This window comes from Pseudomonas sp. D5(2026), from assembly GCF_057766845.1.
On sequence record NZ_CM173421.1, the window covers coordinates 342,185 to 366,521 of the forward strand.

The window sequence follows — 24,337 nt, forward strand, 5'->3', positions numbered from 1 at the left end:
CGGTTCCGGCTGTCAGTGGGCCGGCGGTGGTTGATCTGGCAGTGTCAGCCAGTCACTGCTGCGCCCTGCCTGGCGAACGCGTATCAGCCACTGGCCGTTTTCGTGGCGCAGCACCGCCCACGGCACCACACCGGCGTTGCTGGCAACGGCAATCTGCAAGTGGTAATGATCCGGCAGCAAGTGGCGGCGCACAGGCAACTGCCCGTCCTTGAGCGCCAGGTACAGCTGATCGTCAGCCTGAAAAAGCCCTTGTTCGGTGTTTACCGGCAGGCCGGCCACAGGCGTTTGTAGATAGCAGTCCTGCAGTAATTGCTTCAGGTCGGGCAGCCCGTCGTACCAGAGCACCGGTGAGTCGATGACCCACTGCCCGTCGGCTTTGCGCTTGAGCGGTTGCTGCAGATAGGCATCTGGCTGGTCAGGGTCAATGGCTCGCCAGCGGTAGCCGTCGAAGCTGACCCGGTAATAGCGGTTGTCGTTGTCCTTGACGAAGTACAGCGATTGCCCACCAAACGCCGAGCTTTGCTCGTAGACACCTTCACCGTAGATACCGTCTATGCGATAGCGCAGGCTGCTGCTGCCCGGTTGTACCTGGAGGCGTGCGGGCAGCGGCAGTGGCGGTTGTTTGGGGATCCCGCGCAGGGATCGGCGTAGCACTCTGGAACCCAGAAAGCTGGTACCGGCATCGTTGAGGTGGCTAAGCGCCTGATAGGCATGCCGCATCACCCCTTCGACATCCTCTTGCTTGAAGGCCTCGGCGCCGTCCCAGATATCGATTGCCATGCGGCCGATCGACAGCACCAGCAGCGCACGGTTCGGCAGCAGCAGGCTGATGAAGTCCAGCAAGCGCCAGCTCAACGCCATGACCGACTCCGCATTCACTTCGCTGGTCGTCATGCTGTCGGCATCGGCCTGGGCGATCAGCGCCCGGGCCTCGGCCATGTAGTAGTCGAAGAAAAGGTCGTCTTTGACCTCGGGCGTGGTCAAATGCGTGCTCAGGCGCCCCTTGTCCAGCAACCGCTGCACCGTGGCGGCAGGCAGCAATGGCAGGCGCTGGGCTACGTATGCTCTCAACGTGGGCTGTTGGCGCAATGTGCGAAGCAGTTCGCGGGTCGTGCGAAACCGGCGCCAGGCCCTGCGGTCCGGGGCATCCGGGGTGTACAGCACGCATGCCGGAGACTTGTAAGGGATGCTGTTGAGCAGAAGCACGCCCTGCAAGGTATGACCCATGATGTTCAGCTGCCGAACAGTGACCGGGTAGCCTGCTACCGGCGCGCGCAAGGCATTGTGTGGTTGGTCCAGCACTGCGCGCACCCAGTTGTAACCATGTTCGAAAGGGTCTTCGCCAAAGTGCCCGGCGTAGCGCGCCTTGACTGCTTCAGCGTGCATGCGTGCACGGTTGACCTTGCTGTGCGCAGTCAGGCGCCATTTGCCCGCTCTGGAACTGATCAGTTGGGTGTGCAGGTACTTTGCGTAGCTGTCACCCACGTTCAGTTCCCGGACCATGTGCTTGACATACTGCGGCGTGAGCCCGGCGGGCATGGCTTTGTCGTGGGCGTGGATCACCCGGGCAGTCAGCCAGTAGTCGGTGTCGAACCACGGCAAGTTCTTGAGGGCGATCTCTTCGAGCGTGTTGATTTCCTCGACCATTTCCACCATCTCGTGGCCCACGCGTCGCATGCCTACATAGGTGACATAGGACGAGAGGGCGAAGGGATGCATGATGGCGCCCGTGCGGCGGGCGCGCACGACGATGATTTTGATCTCGCGAGGATCTGTGTCGTACCCCAGGTCATGGCTCAGGCGCTCGCGAAGGCGTGCGTTGGCCCAGGCCAGCAGGCTATTGCGTTGTTTGAAGTCGTTAAGGCTCAGTACTCCCGGGGCAGCAGCCTGCTCGGCGATTGCTACCAGCGTTTGCATTGCCTGCATCATATGGCTCAGGCCTTGCGCAGGTGTATTGCGCAGCCAGTTGGGCAGGTTCTTCTCAAGCAATTGGGAGTAGCGTGTTTGCAGGATGGGTTTGGCGCCGACTTCGTGCCATAGCGCCAGGGCTTTATGTATTCGGGTGTGCTGGTCGGGTGAGTCGTTGCTCCACAAGCCGGTGTCACTCAGGCGTTGGCGTTGGGCTTCTACAACGCTGTCGATCTGGGCCTCCAGCAGGCTGTCGGCGTACCAGTCATAGCGCAGGCGCTGCGACCGGCGAGCGCGGTCCGCCTGCGTGTCAGTGTACAGATGCAGCAGCGGTCTGCTCTGGAGTGGGTCTTCCAGACGCTCGCAAAGCTCCAGGTGCAGTGCGGCAAGGGAGTCGAAGGCCTCGATGCCTTGTGACAGGCTGCACAGCAAGGCAGCGCCTGCGGCATCCTGAGGCGTGAGCATAGGGCCTTCGGTGGTACCGGCAACGATGATCAGTGTGCCTGGCAGGTAGCTGCGCCAGTTGGGCCTTATGCCTTCCAGCAGCACGCGATACACCTGTGGCCTGCTGGCCAGTGGAAGATGCCTGCGCTGCGAGGGTAGCGGTTGTTCCAGGCAGGCCCGCAGTTGCTCGGCCGACCCGTTGGCCAAGGTCTGGTCGCCCAGGCGCAACTCAACCTCGGTCAGCATCAGCGCCTTGCGCAGTGCCAGCAGTTTTTGTCTGGGGGTTTCGCCTTGCTCATCGGCCGTGGTCCAGAAGCTGGCCAGTTCGCCGTGCAGCCAGGTGCGCGTGTCGGGGTTGATGGGGTGTTGAAGGTCGAGGGTCGGGAGGCCGTCGAGCAGGTCACCGATCTGTCGGTCGATCTGTTCCAGTTGTTCGAGGGGGCGCATGGGGCGGATCCTTGGTTGAGGAAACCCCATGCTTGGCAATAGCTGCGGTTGCGTGGTGGTAGCGGGCTAGCGCCCCCGACGCCAGAGTAGCCCGCGCAGGCTCAGCAGGACCGGCAGGCCCAGGCCGGCCCATGCCAGAACGTCCCAGCCACCGTCGCCGAGCAGCGCAGCGAACAGGCCCAGGAAGCCAAGCAGGGCAATCAACGCTGGCCAGGCGAAGAGGCGTGCAGTGGCTTGCGACCTGTGGCTCATGCGCGCGCCTCCCTGGGTTTGCGCAGCTTGCCCCACCACAGGTAGAGGCCGCTACCGAGCACGATGATTGTCAGCACGTCCAGTAACGCCCAGAGGATCTGCATCGGTCGCCCGCCGTAATCGCCGAAATGCAGTGGCTGCGACAGGCCCATCGCATCCATGTACCAGGGACGGTCGCCTACCGCAGTCACTGCAAGGGTGCGAGCATCGATCAGTACCGGCGTGAACAGGTGCGAACTCAGGTGGGTGGCACCGTTCATGAACACCGCATAGTGGTGCTCGCTGGAGAAACGCGTGCCAGGAAACGCGATGAAGTCCGGGCGCATGCCCGGTGCGGCCTGTTCGGCAATGTCCAGCAGGCGAGTGGCTGGGGCGCGCTCGACGAGCGGCGGGGCGTCGCGGTAGGGGGCAACCATCGCAGCCAGGCTGTCGTTGCGCCAGGCCGCGATGACCAGGTCGGACAGGGCGCTGATTACCCCGGTCACGCTCACCGTCAATGCCCAGGCCAGGGTGACCACGCCGATCAGATTGTGCAGGTCGAGCCAGCGCAGGCGGCGGGATTTTTTGTGGCGTACGGTGCCGAACTCCAGGCGGCGCATGAATGGTGCATAGAGCACGGTGCCGGAGACGATGGCGACAATGAACAATACGCCCATGAAGGCCAGCAGCAGTTTGCCCGGCAAGCCTGCGAACATGTCCACATGCAGGCGCAGCATCACCATCATGAAACCGCCGTTGGCAGCCGGCATGGCCACCGCCTCGCCGGTGCGAGCATCGAGCATGAAGGTGTGCGACAGGTTGGGGTCGGTGCCGGCGGTGGCGGCGGTAATGGCGACCACGCCGTTGGGTTCGTCTTCATCGTAGCCGAAGTACTGCATGACCTCGCCGGGGCGATGTTGTTCGGCCTTGAGCACCAGTTGCTGCAGGTCGAGGTGCGGGGTGCCTGCCGGCATTTCACGCAGTTCAGGGGCGTCGCCTAGCAGGTGTTCGAGTTCGTGGTGGAAGATCAGCGGCAGGCCGGTGACTGCCAGCAACAGCAGGAACAGGGTACAGACCAGGCTGCTCCAGGTGTGGATCAAGGACCAGCGGCGGATGGTGGGGCTTTTCATCACGGTACCGATTGTTGTCGGTTGGAACCCGGGGCCGCAAGGCGGCCCCAGCTCACTCAGAACTTGTAAGTGGTGCTGGCGACAACGCTGCGCTCATCGCCGTAGTAGCAGTAGTACGCGTCACAAGTAGAGAGGTAATCCTTGTTCAGCAGGTTGGTGGCGGTGACCGCTACCGACGCGCCCTTCAGGCTGCCGTTCAGGCGACCGAGGTCGTAATGCACCGACCCGTCGAAGACGGTGTAGGCCTTGGCCTTGCCCAGGTAGGTATTGCCTTGGTCACCGTAGGTATTACCGGTATAACGCGCGCCCAGGCCGATGCCGAAGCCGTCGAGCACGCCCGAGTGCCAGGTATAGTCGCCCCAGATGGACGCTTGCTGGTTAGGCATCAGTTGCAGGCGGTTACCTTTGAAATCGCCATCCTGCACCTCGGACTTGGCCAGGGTGTAGGCGGCAATCACCTTCAGGTTGTCGGTCACATCGGAAACCGCTTCCAGCTCAAGGCCGCGGACTTTCACTTCACCGGTCTGGCTGGTGATGGTCACACCACCGACTGTGTTGGTGACCGAGACGTTTTTCTGAGTCAGGTCGTACACGGCCGCCGACAACAGGGTGTTGGACCCCGGCGGCTGATACTTCACGCCCAGCTCCCACTGTTTGCCTTCGGTGGGCTTGAATGAGTCCGAGGCCGACACACTGGCATTGCTGGACGGCTGGAAAGACTCGGCATAGGACAGGTACGGCACGAAGCCCGAGTCGAACACGTAGCTGATGGCTGCGTTGCCGCTGAACTTTTTGTCCCGCTGGGTATTGGTGGCATCGCCCTGGTTGAAGAACTTGGTGCCGGTATGCACCCAGTCTTCACGACCGCCCAGGGTCAGGCGCCAGTTACCAAGCGCCATCTGGTCCTGCACGTACAGGCCGGTCTGACGGGTTTTCTGGTTGTAGTCATAAAACGCGGTCGAGCGATCCGGGCGAGTGATCGGCAGCCCGTAGACCGGGTTGTTGACGTTGCTGTCCGGCACGTTGAAGTCGAAGATCGACAGGTAGTTGGTGTTGATGCGCTGGTGGTCCAGGCCGATCAACAGCGTGTGGTCGATGTCCCCGGTAGCGAAGTCCGCCTGGAAGTTGTTGTCCACCGCAAACTGGCTGATGTCTTCATCAGTGTTGGTGGACATGCGGCTGACAGTGCCATCGTCCTGCACCGGCGGCGAGCTCTTGTTGTAACTGCCAGGGGTGATGGTCTGGAACGACAGGTCCGACTTGGTGTAGCGCAGGTTCTGGCGGAACTGCCAGACGTCATTGATGCGATGTTCGAAGGCGTAACCTAGCGCGTAGTAAGTGCGGTCGTAGAACTCGTAATCCGGGTCACCCAGGTTCTTGTGGTGTGAGATCTTGCCGAATGGCATGTCGATCTTGGTGCCCTGGATGGGCCGGAACTGGCTGGTGGCACCGGTATCGTCACGGGTGAACTGGGTGAGGAAGGTCAGCGTCGTGTCTTCGTCAATGTTCCAGGTCAGGCTTGGGGCGATGTTGTAGCGCTTGTTGTCGATGTGGTCAATCTGGGTGCCACTGTCACGGATAACGCCACTGACGCCATAGAGAAAGCGACCTTCATCGTCGATCTTGCCGGTGCTGGCGAAGTTGATCTGGCGATGGTTGTCGCTGCCGTATTGAAGCTCGATTTCGTGAGCGCTTTCGGCTTGCGGACGGCGGCTGACCATGTCCAGCAGGCCACCAGGTGGGGTCTGGCCGTAGATCGAAGAGGCCGGGCCGCGCAGCAGGGCGAGGCGGTCGAGGTTCCAGGTTTCGGCTTTCGGGTTGGCATACACGCCGCGTGGCAGCGGCAGCCCATCCAGGAACTGCGTTGGCTCGAAGCCGCGCACGCGCATCCAGTCATAGCGCGTATCGCTGCCGAAGCTGGCGGAGACGATACCTGGCATGTAACGCACTGCATCATCCAGGCTGTGTACACCGCGGTCTTTCATTTGCTCGCGGGTGGCGACAGAGATGGAGCGGGGGACTTCCACAAGTGCCGTGTCAGTCTTGGTGCCAGCAGCGGTGCGTGAAGCCACGTAGCCTTCAACCGGGCCCCAGGCGCTTTCGCTGGCGCTGGTGGCATTGACTGTGGTTTCCGGCAAGGCCAGGGTGCCATCCGGCACGGCCACCAGGCTGTAGCTGCCCGCACTGCTTTGCTGCAACTGCAGGCCGGTACCGCTCAGGGCGGCTTGCAGGGCGCCCAGGCCGTCGTATTGGCCGCTGACCGGGGCCGAGGTACGGCCGCTGACCAGTGCCGGGTCGATGGCCAAGGCAATGCTGGCCTGGCTGGCGATCTGGTTGAGAGTGGTGGCCAGTGGCGCGCTTGGCAGATTGTAGGCGCGCGACGTGGATTGCTCGGCGGCGAACAAGGCAGGGCTGGTCAGCGGGGCAGCCAGGCCGATGGCCAGGGCCACCAGGCTGGGGCGCAGGATATGATCAACGGCACGGGACATGCGGCGGTTCCTCGACGGGTAAGTGCTTGCTGCTTCCTTGCCGAGCGAGATCTGAAAAGTGACAGGGTGAATCTGAAAAATATTGAGAATTATTTAAAAGAGGTTTTGCCAGCACCGCCCACTTCGCGGGTGAACCCGCTCCTACGACCACCCCGATGTGTGTCCACCACCGCGCAGGAGCGGGTTTACCCGCGAATACGGTGGCGGCGGCAGCGGTGAACGGCTGGTGGAGATTGGCCAGCAGGCCCGGCCTATTTGGAAGTGACGTTCACCCACCACTGGGTATGCCGCTCGATCTTCACCGGCAACGCCGGCACCAGCGAGGCGAGCGCCAGGTCGGTGTTGGTCAGCGGGAAGCTACCGGTCACGCGCAGGTCGGCGACCTTGGCATCCACCCCGAGGTAGCCGCTACGGTACTGGCCCAATGTGGCGAGCAGGTCGGCCAGGCGTACGTTGTCGACCACCAGCATGCCGCGGGTCCAGGCACCGGCACCGGCGGGCACCGTGCCAACCTGGCCGAGGCCGTTGGCGTTCATCAACACTTGCTGGCCTTCGTGCAGCACCTGTTCGTCGCCGCTGTCATGCGGCATGGCGGCGACCGAGGCTTGCAGCACTTCCAGGCGCGTACCGCCGACTTCGCGGCGCACCAGGAAGCGCGTGCCCAGTGGCCGCAAGCGACCGTCTTCAGTGCGGACCAGCAGCGGGCGTGGGTCCTGGTGGCCGGTTTCGACCGAGATTTCGCCCTGGTGCAGCACGATCACCCGTTGTGCGCCGGCATAGTCGATGTCCACGGCGGTGTGGGTGTTCAGGCTGAGCAGTGTGCCGTCTTCCAGGCGCAAGGTACGCAATTCACCCGTGGCGGTGCGCTGGTCGGCCAGCCAGTAGCTGGGTGCCAGTGACGGCGCGCCGACCCATGCCAGCAGCGCCCCGAGCAGAAACGTGCCGGCCAGCCCGCCGCCAACCTTGCCAATGCGCCGCCGCAGGCTGGCGCGCGATTGCAGCAGCGCCTGGCGTGCCGGGCCAGCCGCCGCGCTAACGCGCTGTTCCATGGCGCCGAGCTGGCGCCAGGCACGCGCGTGCTCTTCGCTGGCGGCATGCCAGCGCATGAATTCATTGCGTTCATCAGGCGTGCCGCTGCTGTCGCCGAGGCTGAGTTTCCAGGCAATCGCGGCTTCCAGAACCCGAGACGAAACTGGGACGTTGCTCACGTCGGCTCCCCGTACAGGGCTACGTAGCACTGGCGCATGCCTTGGGCGATGTACTGGCGCACCCGTGATACCGAAACACCAAGGCGCTCGGCAATCTCGGCATGGCCCATGCCGTCCAGACGGCTGTGCAGAAACGCCGCGCGAGCCTTGCTCGACAGCTTGCCGAGCAGGCGGTCGATGGCTTTGAGATCTTCAAGGATCAGGTGCTGCATTTCTGGCGAGGGCTGTTCGGCTTCAGGGATCAATGCCAGCTCGGCCAGGTAGGCTTGTTCCAGCGCGGCGCGGCGGAAGTGGTCGAACATCAGCCCTTTGGCCACGGCGGCCAGAAACGCGCGGGGTTCGCGGGGTGTGTCCAGTTGCTCACGACCGAGCAGGCGCACGAAGGTGTCCTGGCTCAGGTCTTCAGCACGTTGGCGGCAGGCCATGCTGCGTTGCAGCCAGGCGAGCAGCCAGCCGCGGTGGTCGCGGTACAGCGCACCGACCAGATCGGCGTGTGGGCTCTGTGCAGAAGACAAGCAGCGTCCCCCCGGAACGAATGCATTAACTAACGATAATTATTCGCGATTGTGGCAGAGGGGAGAGGGTGGTGCAATGGACGCTTATCGGATTGCCATCATGGGGCTTGGTTTGAGTTGTGTGGCGCCAGTGAGATCCAGCGCCGCCCGCGCGGCGCGCATCGCGAGCTGCGCTCGCTCCTACGTTTGTTTCGGGCCAATCATTCCTGTGGGATATGCACGCGAACGCTTTGGCGCATGGCTCGATATCGCGTCGTACGAACAAGGCGGTCGCGCGCGCCTGGCACAGGCGTTACTGGCCCGAAACAAACGTAGGAGCGAGCGCAGCTCGCGATGCGCGCCGCGCGGGCGGCGCTGGATCTCACCGGCGCTGCACATCCCGCCTCTACAAACCGTGATTCTGCATCTTGCGCCGTCGCCACCCGCGCAACCGTTGCTCCAGCTGCAGCGGGCTGTCCAACTGCTGGCGTCTGGCCTGGCTGAACAGGATCAGCGCCAGTTCTGCGGTCACCTGGGCATCGGCGCTGGCGTGGTGGCGCTCTTCAACCTGCAAGCCAAACCGCGCTACCCAGTCATCCAGCCCGGCCTCGCGCAGCACTGTGTCGGGGTTGAGCATCGGCGCCAGTTCGGCAATATCGAGGAACGGCGACTGCAAGCGGTAACCCAGGCTCTCCTTCAGCGCACGCGCCAGCATGCGCTGGTCGAATGGCGCGTGAAACGCCAGCACCGGGCTGTCGCCAATGAAATCGAGCAAATCCAGCAGGGCCTCGGCCGGGTCGCAACCGGCAGCCAGGGCGCTAGGGCCCAAGCCGTGGATCAGTACGCTGGCGTTGGTCTTCTGCAAAGGCCGGTGCAGCGTGCGTTCGAACTGCTGGGCAAAGTCGATGGCACCGTCTTCGATGGCCACCGCCCCGATCGACAGCACCTGATCACGGTTGGGGTTGAGCCCGCTGGTCTCCAGGTCCAGCACCACCCAGCGCTGCTCGCGCAGGGTACATACCCCCAGCGGCACGGGCTTGGGCAATCGGGCCAGGCGCTGGCGTGTGGTGTGGTCCAGTTCGGGCGCGCTGGGGCGCAGCCAGGTAAACAGGCTCACAACTGGTACCGCAAGGCCAGGCTGCTTTGCAAGCGTTGGGCCTGGCGCAGGGACTCGCGCAGGATGCGGCGGTCAAGGTGGTTGAGGCTGTCCGGGTCGACCCGGTTGGAATAGGGCAGGTTGTCGCGTATCTGGCGCTGGTGCTGCTGCATGCGGGTTTGCTGGATGAAGTGGTAGGCCTCTTCATAGGCGGCGCCGTCCAATGGTTCGATCACGCCCTTGGCCACCAGTTGGCGCAGGCGCTCCAAGGTATTGCAGGCACCTATGCCATTGGCCAGGGCCAGCAAACGGGCACCATCGACGAAGGGCGTCAGCCCCTGGACCTTGAGATCGAGGGTCGCCGCCTTGTCGTTGCCCTGGCGTGTCAGCACGAACTCGCGCAACCGGCCCACCGGAGGGCGTTGGCGCAGGGCGTTGTCAGCCATCATGCGCTGGAAGATGCGGTTGTCGGCTACCTGTGCCAGCAGGCCTTGGCGCAGTTGCTCGCAACCTTGCTCGTCACCCCACACCACCCGCAGGTCGAAGTAGATGCTCGAACCCAGCAGGTTCTCCGGGCTGGCTTCGCGAACAAACCCGGCAAAGCGCCGCGCCCACTCGCTGCGCGACAGGCACAGTTCGGGGTTGCCGGCCATGACGTTACCCGTGCACAGGGTGAAGCCGCACTGGGCCAGGCACTGGTTGATGTACTGCGCCAGCGGCAACAGGCGAGCGCGGATGGCGTCGGCCTCGGCGCTTTCGACCGCTTCGAAGAGGATGCCGTTGTCCTGGTCGGTGTGCAGGGTCTGCTCGCGTCGCCCCTCGCTGCCAAAGCACAGCCAGCTGAACGGCACGCCCGGGTCGCCACGTTCGGCCAGGGCCAGTTCGATGACCCGGCACACGGTATGGTCGTTGAGCAAGGTAATGATCTGGGTGATCTGGGTCGACGATGCGCCATGGGCCAGCATGCGTTCTACAAGCTGGCTGATTTCACCGCGCAGCGAGACCAGCGTATCCAGGCGTGGCGCATGGCGTATGGTGCGCGCCAGGTGAACCAGATCGACCCGTTGCAGTGAGAACAGGTCGCGCTCGGAAACCACTCCGCACAGGCGTCCGTTTTCTACCAGGCATACATGGGCAATATGCCGCTCGGTCATGGCCATGGCGGCATCGAAGGCACTGGCCTGGGGTGGGAGGTAGAACGGTTTGGCTGTCATGTGCCGGTCGATGGCGGCGCCGAGGTCGGCATCTGTTGCTGCCACCACCTGGCGCAGGTCGCGCAAGGTGAAAATACCGATGGGGTAGCGTTGCGGGTCGACCACCACGATGCTGCCCACCTGCTGCTCGTGCATCAGCCGCACGGCTTCGCGCAGGGGCGTATCGGCGCTGCACACCACCGGGTGACGCATGGCCAGTTCACCCAGGGGGGTGTTCAGCGAGTACTGGGTGCCGAGGGTTTCCACTGCGCGCTGGCGTACTTGCTGATTGACCTGATCAAGCAGGCTGCTGACACCGCGCAGGGCAAAATCCCGAAACACTTCAGACATCGAGAACACGCGGATGAATGCGGCCTTGTTCAGTTGCAGGCAGAAGGTGTCTTCACCGGCCAGGTGCTCGGTGCGGGTTGCCCGCTCACCCAGCAGGGCTGCCAGCGGGAAGCACTCGCCGCTGGTGATCTCGAACGTGGTCTCGACACCCGGTTTGGCCAGATGCTGGCGCTCGCCAACCACGCGGCCCTGCTTGACGATGTAGAAGTGCTCGACCGGCCCGTCAGCAGGTTTGACGATGCTTTCACCGCAGGCGTAGAAGCGCAGCTGGCACTGCTCGACCAAGAAGGCCAGGTGGCTGTGCTCCATCTGGTTGAACGGCGGAAAGCGCTGCAGGAACTGCAATGTGCCCTGAATGTTTTGCAGTACTGCCGTCTTGCCCGCCTGGCTGTAGGCGTCCTTTTTACTCATGAAACTGACCGTATCGCTATGCCGAACTATATATATCTATATATAGGTACCGGCCATGTTGTTATCTGCCTCCATGGTCGGCTTGCGGCGAGGTGGTGCCCATTGGACGTAAGTCTATGAGCGCCCCTGTCAGAGACCCGACGAAAGGAGAAACGGGTTACGCAAGTACTGCGGTCCTAATGCTGAAGCGGAATTATTTTGACGAGACAAGCATGCCCGAGCACACCGACATCCTGAGCGACGCCGAGCGCGAGGCCTTGGCCGTGATAAACCAGAGTGCGCCTGTGGCTGCCAGGCCGTTGGTGCTTGTGGTGGATGACAACGCGGTTAACCGGGAGGCGCTGATCCTGTACCTGAAAAGCCGGGGCATCGATGCGGTGGGGGCGGATGGGGCCGAGGAAGCCAGGTTGTACCTGCACTACCAGAAACGTATCGGGTTGATGATTACCGATTTGCGCATGCAGCCTGAAAGTGGGCTGGACTTGATCAGGACAATTCGCGCGTCGGAGCGGGCGGCGTTGTCGATCATTGTGGTGTCGGGCGACACCGATGTGGAAGAAGCAGTGGATGTGATGCACCTGGGCGTGGTGGATTTCCTGCTCAAGCCGGTGGATTTGGGCAAGCTGTTGGAGCTGGTGAAGAGAGAATTGAAAATGGATTGATGCGCAGTGGGGGCCGCAAAACGGCCCCCTTGGCGCAGATGTTACTTACAACCCGTTACGTGCCTTGAACTCGCGGCGACGGCGGTGCAGTACCGGCTCGGTATAACCGTTCGGCTGCTTGCCACCTTCCACCACCAGCTCTACTGCCGCCTGGAACGCCACGTTGTCGTCGAAGTTCGGCGCCATCGGACGGTACAGGGCGTCGCCAGCGTTCTGCTGATCGACCACCACGGCCATGCGCTTGAGGCTTTCCAGCACTTGTTCCTGGCTGACCACGCCGTGGCGCAGCCAGTTGGCCAGCAGCTGGGCGGAGATGCGCAGGGTGGCACGGTCTTCCATCAGGCCGACGTTGTTGATGTCCGGCACCTTCGAGCAACCCACGCCCTGGTCGATCCAGCGCACCACGTAGCCGAGGATGCCCTGGGCGTTGTTGTCCAGCTCGTTGCGGATCTCTTCGGCCGACCAGTTGGTGTCCGCAGCCAGCGGAATGGCCAGAATGTCGTCCACCGACGCCGGGGTACGTGAAGCCAGTTCACGCTGGCGCGCCTGTACGTCCACCTTGTGGTAGTGCAGGGCGTGCAGGGTGGCGGCAGTTGGCGACGGCACCCAGGCGGTGTTGGCACCGGCCAGCGGGTGGGCGATCTTCTGTTCGAGCATGGCTGCCATCAGGTCAGGCATGGCCCACATGCCTTTGCCGATCTGCGCCCGGCCTTGCAGGCCGGTGGCCAGGCCAACGTCAACGTTGTTGTTTTCGTAGGCGCCGATCCACTTCTCGTTCTTCATGGCACCTTTGCGCACCACGGCGCCGGCTTCCATCGAGGTGTGGATTTCATCGCCAGTGCGGTCAAGGAAACCGGTGTTGATGAACGCCACGCGCTCGGCGGCTGCCTTGATGCAGGACTTGAGGTTGACCGTGGTACGGCGCTCCTCGTCCATGATGCCGACCTTGACGGTGTTGCGCGGCATGCCCAGCAAGTCTTCGACCTGGCTGAAGATCTCTGCGGCGAAGGCCACTTCCTCGGGGCCGTGCATCTTCGGCTTGACGATGTACACGCTGCCGCTGCGGGTATTCTTGCGGGTGGTGTTGCCTTTGAGGTTGTGCAGGGCGATCAGGTTGGTGAACAGCCCGTCCTGGATACCTTCGGGGATTTCGTTACCTTGGGCATCGAGGATCGCCGGGTTGGTCATCAGGTGGCCAACGTTGCGCACGAACAGCAACGAACGACCGTGCAGGGTCACGCTGCCGCCGTTAGGCGCCGCGTACTCACGGTCCGGGTTCATGGTGCGGGTGAAGGTTTTGCCACCCTTGCTCACGCTTTCGGCCAGGTCGCCTTTCATCAGGCCCAGCCAGTTGCGGTAGACGATGACCTTGTCGTCAGCGTCTACGGCTGCAACCGAGTCTTCGCAGTCCATGATGGTGGTCAGTGCCGACTCCATCAGGATGTCTTTGACACCAGCGGCGTCGGTGCTGCCGACCGGGGTGCTGGCATCGACCTGGATTTCGAAGTGCAGGCCGTTGTGCTTGAGCAGCACGGCAGTGGGTGCAGCGGCGTCGCCGTGGAAGCCGATAAGTTGCGCATCGTCGCGCAGGCCAGTGTTGCTGCCGCCTTTCAGGGCAACAACCAGCTTGCCGCCTTCGATACGGTAGCCCGTGGAGTCAACGTGCGAGCCGGCGGCCAGTGGCGCGGCTTCGTCGAGGAAGGCGCGGGCGAAGGCGATGACCTTGTCGCCGCGCACCTTGTTGTAACCCTGGCCTTTTTCGGCGCCGCCTTCATCGCTGATGGCGTCGGTGCCGTACAGGGCGTCGTACAGCGAACCCCAGCGAGCGTTGGCGGCGTTCAGGGCGAAGCGGGCGTTCATCACCGGCACGACCAGTTGCGGGCCGGCCATGTGGGCGATTTCTTCGTCCACGTTCTGGGTGGTGGCCTGGAAATCGTCGGCTTGTGGCAGCAGGTAGCCGATTTCCTGGAGGAATGCTTTGTAGGCTGCGGCGTCGTGGGCCTGGCCTTTGCGTGCCTGGTGCCAGGCGTCGATCTTGGCTTGCAGCTCGTCGCGCTTGGCGAGCAGGGCTTTGTTCTTTGGAGCGAGGTCATTGATGATCTTCTCTGCACCCGCCCAGAACTGCTCGGCGACGATGCCGGTCCCGGGGATGGCTTCGTTGTTCACGAAGTCGTACAGGACCTTGGCGACCTGAAGGCCACCGACTTGAACGTATCCAGTCATTGCTTGCCTCACTCTGCTCAGCTATTTCGCTCTTCTGTATTAAGCCTGTAGCGCTTCTCTAAACACGGCACCAGTGCATGCCCCTTCGGGGCGGCTGGGTGCGGCCGGCCAGACAGGCTGGCAGACAGTGTGCGTATTTTCACAGGCGCCTTGGCAGACATCCAAACGACGTTTTGTAGTCCGCGCCACGGGATACTACATGAAGCAGTAGGCGGGGCAAAATCAGACTAAAAGCGCCGTTATGCGACCCGATGGTCGCGTATGGTCACGCTGGGAGTGGGTATGTTCGCAAAAAACAGGTGGATTGTTCCAGATAAATCTTGAAACAGTACACGATTAGCCGTGCAGATTGCCCTGCGGCAGGTTGCCGCGCCTTGCCTATACTGATTCGATCCCCCGATTTTCTGCCGCCCGGCGCGGTCCGACACGAGGAAGGGCTTGTGGATCATCTTGTACTGACTGTAATTGCCCCTGACAAGGCCGGCCAGGTCGAACGTATTGCCCAGTGCATCGCCGACCACAGTGGTAACTGGCTTGAAAGCCGCATGTCGCGTATGGCCGGGCAGTTTGCTGGCATTCTGCGGGTGGCGGTGCCGGCAGAGAATTACGCCGAGCTTGTGGCCTCGCTGCAGGGGCTGGCCAGGTATGACATTCGCGTGCTGATTGCCGAGAGCGGGATCGAGCCTTCTTGCACTTGGAAGCCGATTGCCATGGAGCTGGTGGGTAACGACCGGCCGGGGATCGTACGGGACATTACCCGCTTGTTGGCGGACCTTGGGGTGAATCTGGAGCGGTTCACTACCGAAGTGCGGCCCGCGCCAATGAGCAGTGAGCCGTTGTTTCATGCCGATGCGTTGCTGGCGTTGCCGCTGGCCCTTTCGCTGGATGAATTGCAGCAGAAGCTGGAGAGTCTGGCGGATGATTTGATGGTGGAGTTGCAGTTGCGGCCGGAGGATTGATCCTGGCCGGAGGTTATCCCGATATCACGGGGAAGGCCCTGTGGATAACCTGGGGGCGTACCTCTCCAGCCCAGGCATCACGTGCCCTGCAGAGCTTTGTTCAAAAAACACCCAATTATCAGCAGCTTGTGCACAAAGCACGGGGACGAGGGTGTGGATAACCTATGGAGATGTTTCTGCAGGCCAGTAGCTACATGGCCTGCAGAGTTTTGATCGTTTTCTGATCAGCTACGTTTGCGCAAGCTCAGCCATGCATCCACGCTGTAAATCGCCAAACCTGCCCAGATGAACATGAAGGCCACCAAGGTGCTCGACGACAAATGCTCATCGAACAGCAGTACGGCCTGCAACAGCACCAAAGTCGGTGCCAGGTACTGCAGGAAGCCCAGCGTGGTGTACGGCAGGTGCCGCGCGGCGGCGTTGAAGCATACCAGCGGCACCAGCGTTACCGGCCCCGCCGCCATCAGCCACAGCGCCTCGCTGCTGGTATAGAACGCGCCCTGGGCACTCATCGCTGACGGGTGCAGCAGCAGCCAGCCAAGGGCCAGCGGTACCAGCATCCAGGTCTCCACCACCAGGCCCGGCAGTGCTGCTACCGGCGCCTGCTTACGGATCAGCCCATAGAAGCCGAAGCTCAACGCCAGCACCAGTGATACCCATGGCAGGCTGCCCACTTGCCACACCTGCTGCGCCACACCCACGGCGGCCATGCCCACCGCCAGCCATTGCAGGCGGCGCAGGCGCTCACCAAGAATGAGCATGCCCAGCAGTACGTTGATCAGCGGGTTGATGTAATAGCCCAGGCTGGCCTCGAGCATACGACCGTTGTTTACCGACCACACGTAGGTCAGCCAGTTACCGGCGATCAGTGCCCCGCTCAGTGCCAGGATGCCCAGCCGGCGCGGGTTGTTGCGCAGTTCGCGCCACCAGCCGGGGTGTTTCCACACCAGGAGCAGTAGCGAGCCGAACAGTGCTGACCAGAGCACCCGGTGGACAATGATCTCCACCGCCGGGACGCTCTGGATTGCCTTGAAGTAGATGGGGAAAAGGCCCCAGATGATGTAGGCGCTCAAGCCCAGTATGTACCCGCGGCGCGGGTTTGCGGCGTGCATGCAGAATCCTTGCTTAGGTTGCTAAATAAAGCGACGCCTATTGTAGACAGAGGTGGGCGCGCTTCTAGAACAATTTCAGCGGTGCTTCATCCAGCGCAGCCATTTGTTCGCGCAAGGCGAGAATCTGGTCGCCCCAGTAGCGTGGCTGGCCGAACCAAGGGAAGCTGGGCGGGAACGCCGGGTCGTCCCAGCGCCTTGCCAGCCAGGCGCTATAGTGCAGCTGGCGCAGGGCGCGCAGGGGCTCGATCAGGGCCAGCTCGCGCGGGTCGAAGTCGTGGAACTCGTTGTAGCCGTCGATCAGCTCGGCCAGTTGCCCCAGGCGCTCCTCGCGGTTGCCGGCCAACATCATCCACAGGTCTTGCACCGCTGGGCCCATGCGGCAATCGTCGAGGTCCACCACGTGGTACACCTCGTCACGGTGCATCAGGTTGCCGGGGTGCAGGTCGCCGTGCAGGCGGATGAGCTGGTGTGGTGTGCGAGCGTAGATGTCCTCCACCCGCTTGAGCAGGTCGCGTGCCACGGACTCGAACGCCGGCAACAGTTCACGCGGGACAAAATTACCTTCCAGCAAGGTATTCAGTGAGGCGTGGCCAAAGTTGTCCACAGCCAGTGCCTCGCGGTGCTTGAACGGTTTGCTGGCGCCCACGGCATGCATGCGACCGAGCAGTTGGCCCAGGCGATACAACTGGTCGAGGTTGCCAGGCTCGGGGGCGTGGCCGCCGCGACGGGGGAACAGCGTGAAGCGGAAGCCCTGGTGCTCGAACAAGGTGCGGTCATCGTGCTGCATGGGCGCAACCACCGGGACTTCGCAGTCGGCGAGCTCGGCCGTGAAGGCGTGTTCTTCAAGGATGGCTGCATCGCTCCAGCGGCCTGGGCGGTAGAACTTGGCAATCAGCGGCTGCGCGTCTTCGATTCCCACCTGGTACACGCGGTTTTCGTAGCTGTTCAGCGCCAGCACCCGCGCATCACTAAGAAAGCCCAGGCTTTCCACTGCGTCCAGGACCAGGTCGGGGGTGAGGGTGTCGAAGGGGTGGGACATGGTGGCTCCGGAGGGTAAGCGGCGTGGGGCCATGGTAGCGCGTTATGCCTGTGCCGGCTTCTTCACAGGCATGCCCGCAATCCGCCCACCGCGTGGCGAGGCTAAGCCGGTATCCCGATCAGCACATAGGACGGATGGAACTGCACCCGCACCGAACTGCCGGCCGCCACCTGCTGCCCAGCCAACCACTGCGCCTCTGCAATGGCACACAACGTCTGCCCATTACCCAGCGCCAGCCTGACCTCGCTGGGGCCGTCCTCCTCGGCCAGCACTTCTTCCACCGTCGCGCTCAAACAGTTGCTGCCCTCCTCGGCTTCTTCCTCTTGCGCCAGCAACCGCACCCACCCGGCCTTTAGCAGCGCCACCACCATCGTTCCGGCTGTCAGCTCCAGCCGCGCAGTGCTGTCGTGGGTGATCAGCGCATCGATCTCCAGCCCGCCGCTCAATGCCAGGCTGACGCGGTCATACCGGCCTTCTGGGCGCAGGCCGCTGACCTGGCCCTGCAACTGGTTGCGCGCACTGGTGCGCAGCATCAGGCGCCCGAGCAGGTCGAGGTCGCCGGATTCTTCGGCGGCTTCGAGGATTTGTGCCTGCAGGGCCTGCAGCCGTTGGTACAGGCGCAGCACCCGCTCGCCTTCCGGCGACAAGTGCGCACCGCCGCCGCCACGGCCACCGGTGCTGCGCTTGACCAAGGGCTGGCTGGCCAGATTGTTGAGCTCGTCAATGGCATCCCAGGCCGCCTTGTAGCTGATACCCGCTGCCTTGGCGGCGCGGGTGATCGAGCCTTGTTCGGCAATGTGCTGCAGCAGCGCGATGCGCTGTGGGCGGCGGGCGATGTGCTGGGTGAAAAGGGGGGGTAGGGACATGGGTATTCCGTATACAAGGGTGCTTTGCAAATGGGCAGGTCGCGCCAGGTCATACATACCCCGGTTTTGGCGTACGTGCCAGGCAATACACATCCACCCGCCGTGCACCTGCCTTGCGCAGTGTCAGGGCAATAGCCTGCGCAGTAGCACCGGTGGTCAACACATCATCGACGATGGCGACATGCTTGCCTTCCAGCTCGCCCGTTACCGCAAATGCCTGGCGCAAATTGCGCCGTCGTGCCTTGGCGCCCAGATGTTGCTGTGCCGGTGTTTCGCGTGTTCGCACCAGCAAACGCTCGTTGCATGTTACCCCGACGTGCGACGACAACCACCGCCCAAGCATCCCTGCCTGGTTGAACCCCCGCTCGCGCAGTCGACGCCTGGCCAAAGGCACAGGCAACAGCAGGTCAGGGCGGGGCAGCCCTTCGGCGTAGCGATACAGCAGCCCTTGCCCGAGTAGCTCAGCCATCAGGCGCCCCAAAGGCCATTGGCTATTGTGCTTGAAGCGGCTGATCAACGTGTCCACCGGAAAGCCGAACTGCCACAGGGCAATGACCTGATCGAAGGCCGGCAAGCCGCGGCCGCAAACGGCGCAGGTCAGGCCGGCCATGGGCAAGGGCAGGGCGCAATGCCGGCACTGATCACCCAGCCAGGGCAGCGCCTGTTCGCAGGTGATGCACAGCGGGTAGTGCTGCTCGGCAGGCTCATCGCATAACAAACACTGCTGCTCAATAAGTGAGCACTTGTAAACCAGTCGCTTCCAGTACAGTTGACAGTTCATAGGCCTTCCATGACTATGCGAGCTATCCGTGATGCGCTGGCGGGCTTTCCTGTCCCGGCGCCAGCTACAGCCTAAACAAGGAAACGCCGATGAGCGCCAGCACAACTGCAACAACACGTCACGACTGGTCCCTGGCCGAGGTCAAGGCGCTGTTCCAGCAACCGTTCAATGACTTGCTGTTCCAGGCGCAGACCGTGCACCGCGCGCATTTCGACCCCAACCGCGTGCAGGTTTCGACCTTGCTGTCGATCAAGACCGGTGCCTGCCCGGAAGATTGCAAATATTGTCCGCAGTCCGGCCACTACAACACCGGGCTGGAAAAACAGAAGCTGATGGAAGTGCAGAAGGTGCTGGAAGAAGCTGCCCGCGCCAAAGCCATCGGTTCTACCCGTTTCTGCATGGGGGCGGCGTGGAAGCACCCGTCGGCCAAAGACATGCCCTACGTGCTGGAGATGGTCAAAGGCGTCAAGGCCATGGGCCTGGAAACCTGCATGACCCTTGGCAAGCTCGACCAGGAGCAGACCAAAGCCCTGGCCCAGGCTGGCCTGGACTACTACAACCACAACCTCGACACCTCCCCGGAGTTCTACGGCAGCATCATCACCACGCGTACCTACAGCGAGCGCCTGCAGACCCTGGCCTACGTGCGCGATGCCGGGATGAAAATCTGCTCTGGTGGCATTCTGGGCATGGGTGAGTCGCTGGACGACCGTGCCGGCCTGCTGATCCAGTTGGCCAACCTGCCGGAGCACCCGGAGTCGGTGCCGATCAACATGCTGGTCAAGGTAGCCGGCACGCCGCTGGCTGAGGAAGAGGACGTCGACCCGTTCGACTTTATCCGTATGCTGGCCGTGGCCCGTATCCTCATGCCCAAGTCTCACGTGCGCCTGTCCGCCGGCCGCGAGCAGATGAACGAGCAGATGCAGGCCCTGGCCTTCATGGCGGGCGCCAACTCGATCTTCTACGGCGAAAAACTGCTGACCACCGCCAACCCCCAGGCCGACAAGGACATGCAGCTGTTCGCACGCCTGGGTATCAAGCCCGAAGCGCGTGAAGAGCACGCTGACGAAGTGCATCAGGCAGCCATCGAGCAAGCGCTGATCGAGCAGCGCAGCAGCGAGATGTTCTACGACGCCGCGACAGCCTGACATGGCTTTCGATCTGGCTGTGCGCCTGGCCGAACGGCGCGCAGCAGACCTGTATCGGCAGCGGCCGTTGCTGGAAAGCCCGCAGGGGCCGGAAGTGGTGGTCGACGGCCAGCGGTTGCTGGCCTTCTGCAGCAATGACTACCTGGGCCTGGCCAACCACCCCGAAGTGATCGCCGCCTGGCAGGCCGGCGCCGAGCGCTGGGGGGTGGGGGGTGGTGCCTCGCACCTGGTGGTTGGCCACAGCGCACCGCACCATCAGGTTGAAGAGGCACTGGCTGAACTCACCGGGCGCCCGCGCGCGCTGTTGTTCTCCACCGGCTACATGGCCAATCTGGGCGCCATCACCGCGCTGGTGGGGCAGGGCGACACGGTGCTGCAAGACCGCCTGAACCATGCGTCGCTGCTGGATGGCGGGCTGCTCAGTGGTGCCCGCTTCAACCGCTACCTGCACAACGACCCGGCCAGCCTGGCCAGCCGCCTGGACAAGGCGGTCGGCAATACCCTGGTGGTGACCGATGGCGTGTTCAGCATGGACGGTGACCTGGCCGACCTGCCGGCGCTGGCCGATGTCGCCCGTGCCCGCGGCGCATGGTTGATGGTTGACGATGCCCATGGCCTGGGTACCTTGGGCGCACAGGGCGGCGGTATCGTCGAACACTTTGGCCTGGGCGTAGATGACGTACCGGTGCTGATCGGCACGCTGGGCAAGGCTTGCGGCACTGCGGGCGCCTTTGTTGCTGGCAGCGAAGAGCTGATCGAGGCGCTGGTGCAGTTCGCCCGCCCCTACATCTACACCACCAGCCAGCCACCGGCGCTGGCCTGCGCCACACTCAAGAGCCTGGAGCTGCTGCGCCGTGAAACCTGGCGTCGTGAGCATCTGGCAGCCTTGATTCGCCAGTTCAGAAAAGGCGCGCAGCAGATGGGGCTGCAGTTGATGGACAGCCCGACGCCAATCCAGCCTATCGTGATCGGCGACAGTGCGAAGGCGTTGCGTCTGTCACGCCTGCTGCGTGAGCGCGGCTTGCTGGTGACGGCCATCCGCCCACCCACCGTGCCGGCTGGCAGCGCACGCCTGCGGGTGACCTTGAGCGCCGCGCACAGCGAGGCGCAGGTGCAGCTATTGTTGAATGCATTGGCCGAGTGTTATCCACAGTTGGAGAACGCCGATGCGTAATCGACTTGTTCTGTTGCCTGGCTGGGGCTTGGGAACTGCTGCGCTGGAGCCGCTGGCCGCTAGCCTGCGGGCCCAGGACGCCCGCCTGCAGGTAGAGCTGATGCCCCTGCCAGAACTGCCCCACAGCGATGTGCAGGCCTGGATCGACCATCTGGACCGCAAGCTGCCCAGCAATGCCTGGCTGGGTGGCTGGTCACTGGGTGGCATGTTGGCCAGCGCGCTGGCGCACAAGCGTGGCGACCACTGCTGCGGGCTGCTGACCTTGGCCAGCAACCCCAGCTTCCTGGCCCGGCCAGACTGGCCGCACGGCATGGCCGAAGACACCTTCGGCACCTTCCTCGACGGCTGCCGCAGCCATACCCAGGTCACCCTCAAGCGCTTCCGTACCTTGTGCAGCGACGGCGCCCTGCAGCCGCGTACCCTGTTGCGCCAACTGGGTGTCGGCGTGCCGGATACCGACCCGTTGTACCTGGCCACTGGCCTTGAAGTGCTGGCCAAGCTGGACACCCGCGAAGCTTTGCAAGCCTATGGAGGCCCGCAGCTGCACCTGTTTGCCGGCAGCGATGCGCTAGTGCCGGCAGAGGCGGCAAAGGCCTTGAGCGAGCTGTTGCCCGATGTGGAAGTGGGCCTGGTCGAAGACAGTTCCCACGCGTTCCTGCTGGAGTACCCGCAGGAGCTGGCGGCGGGCATCAAGAGTTTCCTGCATGAGAGTGGCGATGACTGACCTTTCCCGTCCGACCCTGCCCGGCGCATTGCCCGACAAGCGCCAGGTGGCGGCCTCGTTCTCCCGCGCCGCGGCCAGCTACGACAGCGTGGCGGCCCTTCAGCGCGCTGTAGGTCTGAGCCTACTGGAGCAGTTACCGGCAGGCCTGCAGCCGTCACACTGGCTGGACCTGGGCAGCGGCACCGGCCATTTCAGCCGCATGCTGGCCGAGCGTTTCACCCAGGCCTGTGGCGTGGCGGTGGATATTGCCGAAGGCATGTTGCTGCACGCCCGTCATGTGAAGGGCGGGGCGCAGTATCACGTGGTTGGCGACGCCGAGCGTTTGCCGCTGCGCGATGGCAGCGTCGACCTGGTGTTTTCCAGCCTGGCGGTGCAGTGGTGCGATCAGTTCGCCAGTGTGCTGGCCGAGGCGCAGCGGGTGCTGCGCCCAGGCGGTGTACTGGCCTTCAGCAGCCTGTGCGTGGGCACCCTCGACGAACTGCGCGCCAGCTGGCAGGCGGTGGATGGTCTGGTGCATGTAAACCGCTTCCGCCGTTTCGAGGACTATCAGCGCCTGTGCGCAGCCAGCGGTTTTGAACAGCTTGAGCTGGAGCGGTGCCCGCATGTGCTGCACTACCCGGATGTGCGCAGCCTGACCCACGAACTGAAGGCGTTGGGGGCGCACAATCTGAACCCTGGGCGACCTTCCGGTCTCACCGGCCGGGCGCGAATGCAGGGCCTGCTGCAGGCCTATGAGGCATTTCGCCAGCCCGCAGGGCTGCCAGCCACCTATCAAGTGGTCTATGGTGTGTTGCGCAAACCACAGGCGTAAGGGGAGCACGATGAGCCAGGCCTTTTTCATTGCTGGTACCGATACCGATGTCGGCAAGACCACCATTGCCGCCGGCCTGTTGCATGCGGCACGTTTGCAGGGCATGAGCACGCTGGGTGCCAAGCCGGTTGCCTCGGGCTGTACGATGACGCCGAAAGGCTTGCGCAATAGTGATGCCCTGGCGCTGATCGACGAAAGCACGGTCAAGCTGCCCTATGAGCAGGTCAATCCGTTTGCCTTCGAGCCTGCTATTGCCCCGCATGTGGCGGCGCGCGAGGCAGGGGTGACGCTGGCCGTGCCAGAACTGCTCGCGGCGATGCGCAATGTGCTGCAACAAAATGCCGACTTCACCCTGATTGAGGGAGCCGGTGGCTGGCGCGTACCGCTGTCGGGCCTGGAGAACCTGTCCGACCTTGCCGTTGCCCTGCGGTTGCCGGTGATTCTGGTGGTAGGCGTGCGCTTGGGTTGCATCAGCCATGCCTTGCTTAGTGCCGAGGCGATCGAGCGTGATGGGCTGCAGTTGGCGGGTTGGGTGGCAAACATCATCGAGCCGCGTACCTCGCGCCTGGAAGAGAACCTGGCCAGCCTTGCAGAGCGCTTGCCGGCGCCATGTCTGGGGCGGGTGCCCAAGCTCAAGCAGGCCAGTGCCGACATGGTGGCTGAGCATCTGCAGCTGGATTTGCTGGATTAGTATGTTGCCGGCCCGGCCTCCTTGCGGGGGTTGCCCGCGAAGAGGCCAGTGCAGGAATACCCAAGGCCTATCAACTGGCATTGAGCCATTAGGGATTTAAACGGGCCTTTTCGCGCCCAGCCTGCTTTAATTGGGGCTGTTCGTCATCCAGCGTCAATGGAGTCCTGACATGGAAATCACCGGTAGCTCCGCCTACTACGCGGGCCTGAGCGCAATCCAGACCGGGCAGAACCGCGTCGATCAAGCCGCCAGCCAGATCGCCAACACCACTGCCGAACGCACCGCCACTAGCCAGTCCAGCGATTTTCAGGCCGAACGCCTGCGCGCGGTCGACCGCAGCCAGCAGATGGACATGGCCACCAGTGTCGTGCAACAGGCGGTGGGCAAGACCGAAGTCGAACTCGGCGCAAAGGTCGCTAAGGCATCCGACGAAATGCTTGGCCGGTTCATCGACACCTACGCCTGAACACTTGCGTCATCCCCTATTTCAGCGCATGCCCTTGTAGGAGCGGGCTTGCCCGCGAATGCGTCCGATCAGACAACAGTTTGGTTTGGTTGGAAGCATTCGCGGGCGAGCCCGCTCCTACAGGTGTTTTGCCGAGCGTTGGCGTATTTGCCATTTTTCGTGGCGGAAATGGCACCATAGTCCATCCTTGACAGAAAGCTGAGCTAAACGTAAGTTTCAAACAACTGTTTGATCGGCTTCCGCCAAGCGCGGGTCACCCCACAGAACTCACCTAGAGGT

Annotated in this window: 21 protein-coding genes; 8 read left to right on the plus strand and 13 right to left on the minus strand. The window is 63.1% G+C overall.

Annotated features, from left to right (window positions below; translation table 11 throughout):
- Positions 1–12 precede the first annotated feature (12 nt).
- The 8 genes from AC3B5Q_RS01540 to AC3B5Q_RS01575 all read right to left on the minus strand — a co-directional run bounded on the left by AC3B5Q_RS01540 (position 13) and on the right by AC3B5Q_RS01575 (position 11,402).
- Positions 13–2,799: a dermonecrotic toxin domain-containing protein gene (locus AC3B5Q_RS01540; RefSeq protein WP_319298818.1), complete on the minus strand. Its 2,787-nt coding sequence runs from the start codon at positions 2,797–2,799 to the stop codon at positions 13–15.
- 66 nt (positions 2,800–2,865) lie between these two features.
- Positions 2,866–3,051, minus strand: a complete 186-nt coding sequence (locus AC3B5Q_RS01545; protein WP_135192450.1) for a hypothetical protein — start codon at positions 3,049–3,051, stop codon at positions 2,866–2,868.
- Positions 3,048–4,160, minus strand: coding sequence for a PepSY-associated TM helix domain-containing protein (locus tag AC3B5Q_RS01550; RefSeq protein WP_028697302.1), 1,113 nt, complete (start codon positions 4,158–4,160; stop codon positions 3,048–3,050). The genes AC3B5Q_RS01545 and AC3B5Q_RS01550 overlap by 4 nt, the downstream gene beginning before the upstream one ends.
- A gap of 56 nt (positions 4,161–4,216) precedes the next feature.
- A complete protein-coding gene (locus tag AC3B5Q_RS01555) occupies positions 4,217–6,649 on the minus strand; it encodes a TonB-dependent siderophore receptor (RefSeq protein WP_021782674.1) in 2,433 nt (810 codons plus the stop codon).
- Between the two features lie 251 nt (positions 6,650–6,900).
- Positions 6,901–7,857: a FecR domain-containing protein gene (locus AC3B5Q_RS01560; protein WP_021782675.1), complete on the minus strand. Its 957-nt coding sequence runs from the start codon at positions 7,855–7,857 to the stop codon at positions 6,901–6,903.
- On the minus strand, positions 7,854–8,372 hold the full coding sequence (locus AC3B5Q_RS01565) for an RNA polymerase sigma factor (RefSeq protein ID WP_010951704.1): 519 nt from the start codon (positions 8,370–8,372) through the stop codon (positions 7,854–7,856). The genes AC3B5Q_RS01560 and AC3B5Q_RS01565 overlap by 4 nt, the downstream gene beginning before the upstream one ends.
- Before the next feature lie 385 nt (positions 8,373–8,757).
- Positions 8,758–9,468 (minus strand): 3'-5' exonuclease, encoded by a 711-nt coding sequence (locus AC3B5Q_RS01570; protein WP_021782676.1) that lies wholly within the window; start codon positions 9,466–9,468, stop codon positions 8,758–8,760.
- Positions 9,465–11,402 (minus strand): putative nucleotidyltransferase substrate binding domain-containing protein, encoded by a 1,938-nt coding sequence (locus AC3B5Q_RS01575; RefSeq protein WP_488392802.1) that lies wholly within the window; start codon positions 11,400–11,402, stop codon positions 9,465–9,467. The genes AC3B5Q_RS01570 and AC3B5Q_RS01575 overlap by 4 nt, the downstream gene beginning before the upstream one ends.
- 116 nt (positions 11,403–11,518) lie before the next feature.
- On the opposite strand from AC3B5Q_RS01575, the gene AC3B5Q_RS01580 reads away from it, so the two are divergent.
- A complete protein-coding gene (locus AC3B5Q_RS01580; protein WP_021782678.1) occupies positions 11,519–12,064 on the plus strand; it encodes a response regulator in 546 nt (181 codons plus the stop codon).
- A 45-nt stretch (positions 12,065–12,109) separates the two neighbouring features.
- On the opposite strand, the gene AC3B5Q_RS01585 is transcribed toward AC3B5Q_RS01580, so the two are convergent.
- Positions 12,110–14,287, minus strand: a complete 2,178-nt coding sequence (locus tag AC3B5Q_RS01585; protein ID WP_053870464.1) for a malate synthase G — start codon at positions 14,285–14,287, stop codon at positions 12,110–12,112.
- Positions 14,288–14,727: 440 nt separating this feature from the next.
- Here AC3B5Q_RS01585 and AC3B5Q_RS01590 point away from each other — a divergent pair, with 440 nt between their 5' ends.
- Entirely contained in the window at positions 14,728–15,246 is a 519-nt protein-coding gene (locus AC3B5Q_RS01590; protein ID WP_021782680.1) for a glycine cleavage system transcriptional repressor, read from the plus strand.
- A gap of 224 nt (positions 15,247–15,470) precedes the next feature.
- On the opposite strand, the gene rarD is transcribed toward AC3B5Q_RS01590, so the two are convergent.
- From rarD to AC3B5Q_RS01610, 4 genes are all read right to left on the minus strand, one after another.
- Positions 15,471–16,358 carry an EamA family transporter RarD gene (gene rarD, locus AC3B5Q_RS01595; protein ID WP_053870463.1) on the minus strand — a complete coding sequence of 296 codons (888 nt, stop codon included), beginning with the start codon at positions 16,356–16,358 and terminating at the stop codon, positions 15,471–15,473.
- 64 nt (positions 16,359–16,422) lie between these two features.
- Positions 16,423–17,397 carry an SrkA family protein kinase gene (gene srkA / locus AC3B5Q_RS01600; RefSeq protein ID WP_021782682.1) on the minus strand — a complete coding sequence of 325 codons (975 nt, stop codon included), beginning with the start codon at positions 17,395–17,397 and terminating at the stop codon, positions 16,423–16,425.
- 101 nt (positions 17,398–17,498) lie between these two features.
- Positions 17,499–18,263, minus strand: a complete 765-nt coding sequence (gene modE / locus AC3B5Q_RS01605) for a molybdenum-dependent transcriptional regulator ModE (RefSeq protein ID WP_028697300.1) — start codon at positions 18,261–18,263, stop codon at positions 17,499–17,501.
- Positions 18,264–18,312: 49 nt separating this feature from the next.
- Positions 18,313–19,044 carry a ComFC family protein gene (locus tag AC3B5Q_RS01610; RefSeq protein ID WP_488392803.1) on the minus strand — a complete coding sequence of 244 codons (732 nt, stop codon included), beginning with the start codon at positions 19,042–19,044 and terminating at the stop codon, positions 18,313–18,315.
- An 89-nt stretch (positions 19,045–19,133) separates the two neighbouring features.
- Here AC3B5Q_RS01610 and bioB point away from each other — a divergent pair, with 89 nt between their 5' ends.
- The 6 genes from bioB to AC3B5Q_RS01640 all read left to right on the plus strand — a co-directional run bounded on the left by bioB (position 19,134) and on the right by AC3B5Q_RS01640 (position 24,058).
- A complete protein-coding gene (gene bioB / locus AC3B5Q_RS01615; RefSeq protein WP_274147281.1) occupies positions 19,134–20,192 on the plus strand; it encodes a biotin synthase BioB in 1,059 nt (352 codons plus the stop codon).
- A gap of 1 nt (position 20,193) precedes the next feature.
- The gene (gene bioF, locus AC3B5Q_RS01620) at positions 20,194–21,366 is read left to right on the plus strand and encodes an 8-amino-7-oxononanoate synthase (RefSeq protein WP_021782685.1); all 1,173 of its coding nucleotides are present in this window, start codon (positions 20,194–20,196) and stop codon (positions 21,364–21,366) included.
- Positions 21,359–22,090, plus strand: coding sequence for an alpha/beta fold hydrolase (locus AC3B5Q_RS01625; RefSeq protein ID WP_021782686.1), 732 nt, complete (start codon positions 21,359–21,361; stop codon positions 22,088–22,090). Before bioF ends, AC3B5Q_RS01625 begins: the two co-directional genes overlap by 8 nt.
- Positions 22,083–22,901 carry a malonyl-ACP O-methyltransferase BioC gene (gene bioC / locus AC3B5Q_RS01630; protein ID WP_021782687.1) on the plus strand — a complete coding sequence of 273 codons (819 nt, stop codon included), beginning with the start codon at positions 22,083–22,085 and terminating at the stop codon, positions 22,899–22,901. The genes AC3B5Q_RS01625 and bioC overlap by 8 nt, the downstream gene beginning before the upstream one ends.
- Before the next feature lie 10 nt (positions 22,902–22,911).
- Complete coding sequence (gene bioD, locus AC3B5Q_RS01635) at positions 22,912–23,592, plus strand: dethiobiotin synthase (RefSeq protein ID WP_003255605.1); 681 nt, start codon at positions 22,912–22,914, stop codon at positions 23,590–23,592.
- A gap of 169 nt (positions 23,593–23,761) precedes the next feature.
- Complete coding sequence (locus AC3B5Q_RS01640) at positions 23,762–24,058, plus strand: pyrroloquinoline quinone biosynthesis protein PqqE (protein WP_103443372.1); 297 nt, start codon at positions 23,762–23,764, stop codon at positions 24,056–24,058.
- Positions 24,059–24,337 lie beyond the last annotated feature (279 nt).

Excerpts from the sequence above, each read along its gene's own strand:
- bioF (WP_021782685.1), top strand. The coding sequence starts at position 20,194 with ATGGCTTTCGATCTGGCTGTGCGCCTGGCCGAACGGCGCGCAGCAGAC.
- AC3B5Q_RS01550 (WP_028697302.1), bottom strand. The coding sequence starts at position 4,160 with ATGAAAAGCCCCACCATCCGCCGCTGGTCCTTGATCCACACCTGGAGC.
- AC3B5Q_RS01640 (WP_103443372.1), top strand. The coding sequence starts at position 23,762 with ATGGAAATCACCGGTAGCTCCGCCTACTACGCGGGCCTGAGCGCAATC.
- AC3B5Q_RS01625 (WP_021782686.1), top strand. The coding sequence starts at position 21,359 with ATGCGTAATCGACTTGTTCTGTTGCCTGGCTGGGGCTTGGGAACTGCT.
- AC3B5Q_RS01585 (WP_053870464.1), bottom strand. The coding sequence starts at position 14,287 with ATGACTGGATACGTTCAAGTCGGTGGCCTTCAGGTCGCCAAGGTCCTG.
- AC3B5Q_RS01540 (WP_319298818.1), bottom strand. The coding sequence starts at position 2,799 with ATGCGCCCCCTCGAACAACTGGAACAGATCGACCGACAGATCGGTGAC.
- bioB (WP_274147281.1), top strand. The coding sequence starts at position 19,134 with ATGAGCGCCAGCACAACTGCAACAACACGTCACGACTGGTCCCTGGCC.
- AC3B5Q_RS01555 (WP_021782674.1), bottom strand. The coding sequence starts at position 6,649 with ATGTCCCGTGCCGTTGATCATATCCTGCGCCCCAGCCTGGTGGCCCTG.
- AC3B5Q_RS01545 (WP_135192450.1), bottom strand. The coding sequence starts at position 3,051 with ATGAGCCACAGGTCGCAAGCCACTGCACGCCTCTTCGCCTGGCCAGCG.
- AC3B5Q_RS01580 (WP_021782678.1), top strand. The coding sequence starts at position 11,519 with ATGAGCGCCCCTGTCAGAGACCCGACGAAAGGAGAAACGGGTTACGCA.
- modE (WP_028697300.1), bottom strand. The coding sequence starts at position 18,263 with ATGTCCCTACCCCCCCTTTTCACCCAGCACATCGCCCGCCGCCCACAG.
- bioC (WP_021782687.1), top strand. The coding sequence starts at position 22,083 with ATGACTGACCTTTCCCGTCCGACCCTGCCCGGCGCATTGCCCGACAAG.
- rarD (WP_053870463.1), bottom strand. The coding sequence starts at position 16,358 with ATGCACGCCGCAAACCCGCGCCGCGGGTACATACTGGGCTTGAGCGCC.
- AC3B5Q_RS01575 (WP_488392802.1), bottom strand. The coding sequence starts at position 11,402 with ATGAGTAAAAAGGACGCCTACAGCCAGGCGGGCAAGACGGCAGTACTG.
- bioD (WP_003255605.1), top strand. The coding sequence starts at position 22,912 with ATGAGCCAGGCCTTTTTCATTGCTGGTACCGATACCGATGTCGGCAAG.
- srkA (WP_021782682.1), bottom strand. The coding sequence starts at position 17,397 with ATGTCCCACCCCTTCGACACCCTCACCCCCGACCTGGTCCTGGACGCA.
- AC3B5Q_RS01610 (WP_488392803.1), bottom strand. The coding sequence starts at position 19,044 with ATGAACTGTCAACTGTACTGGAAGCGACTGGTTTACAAGTGCTCACTT.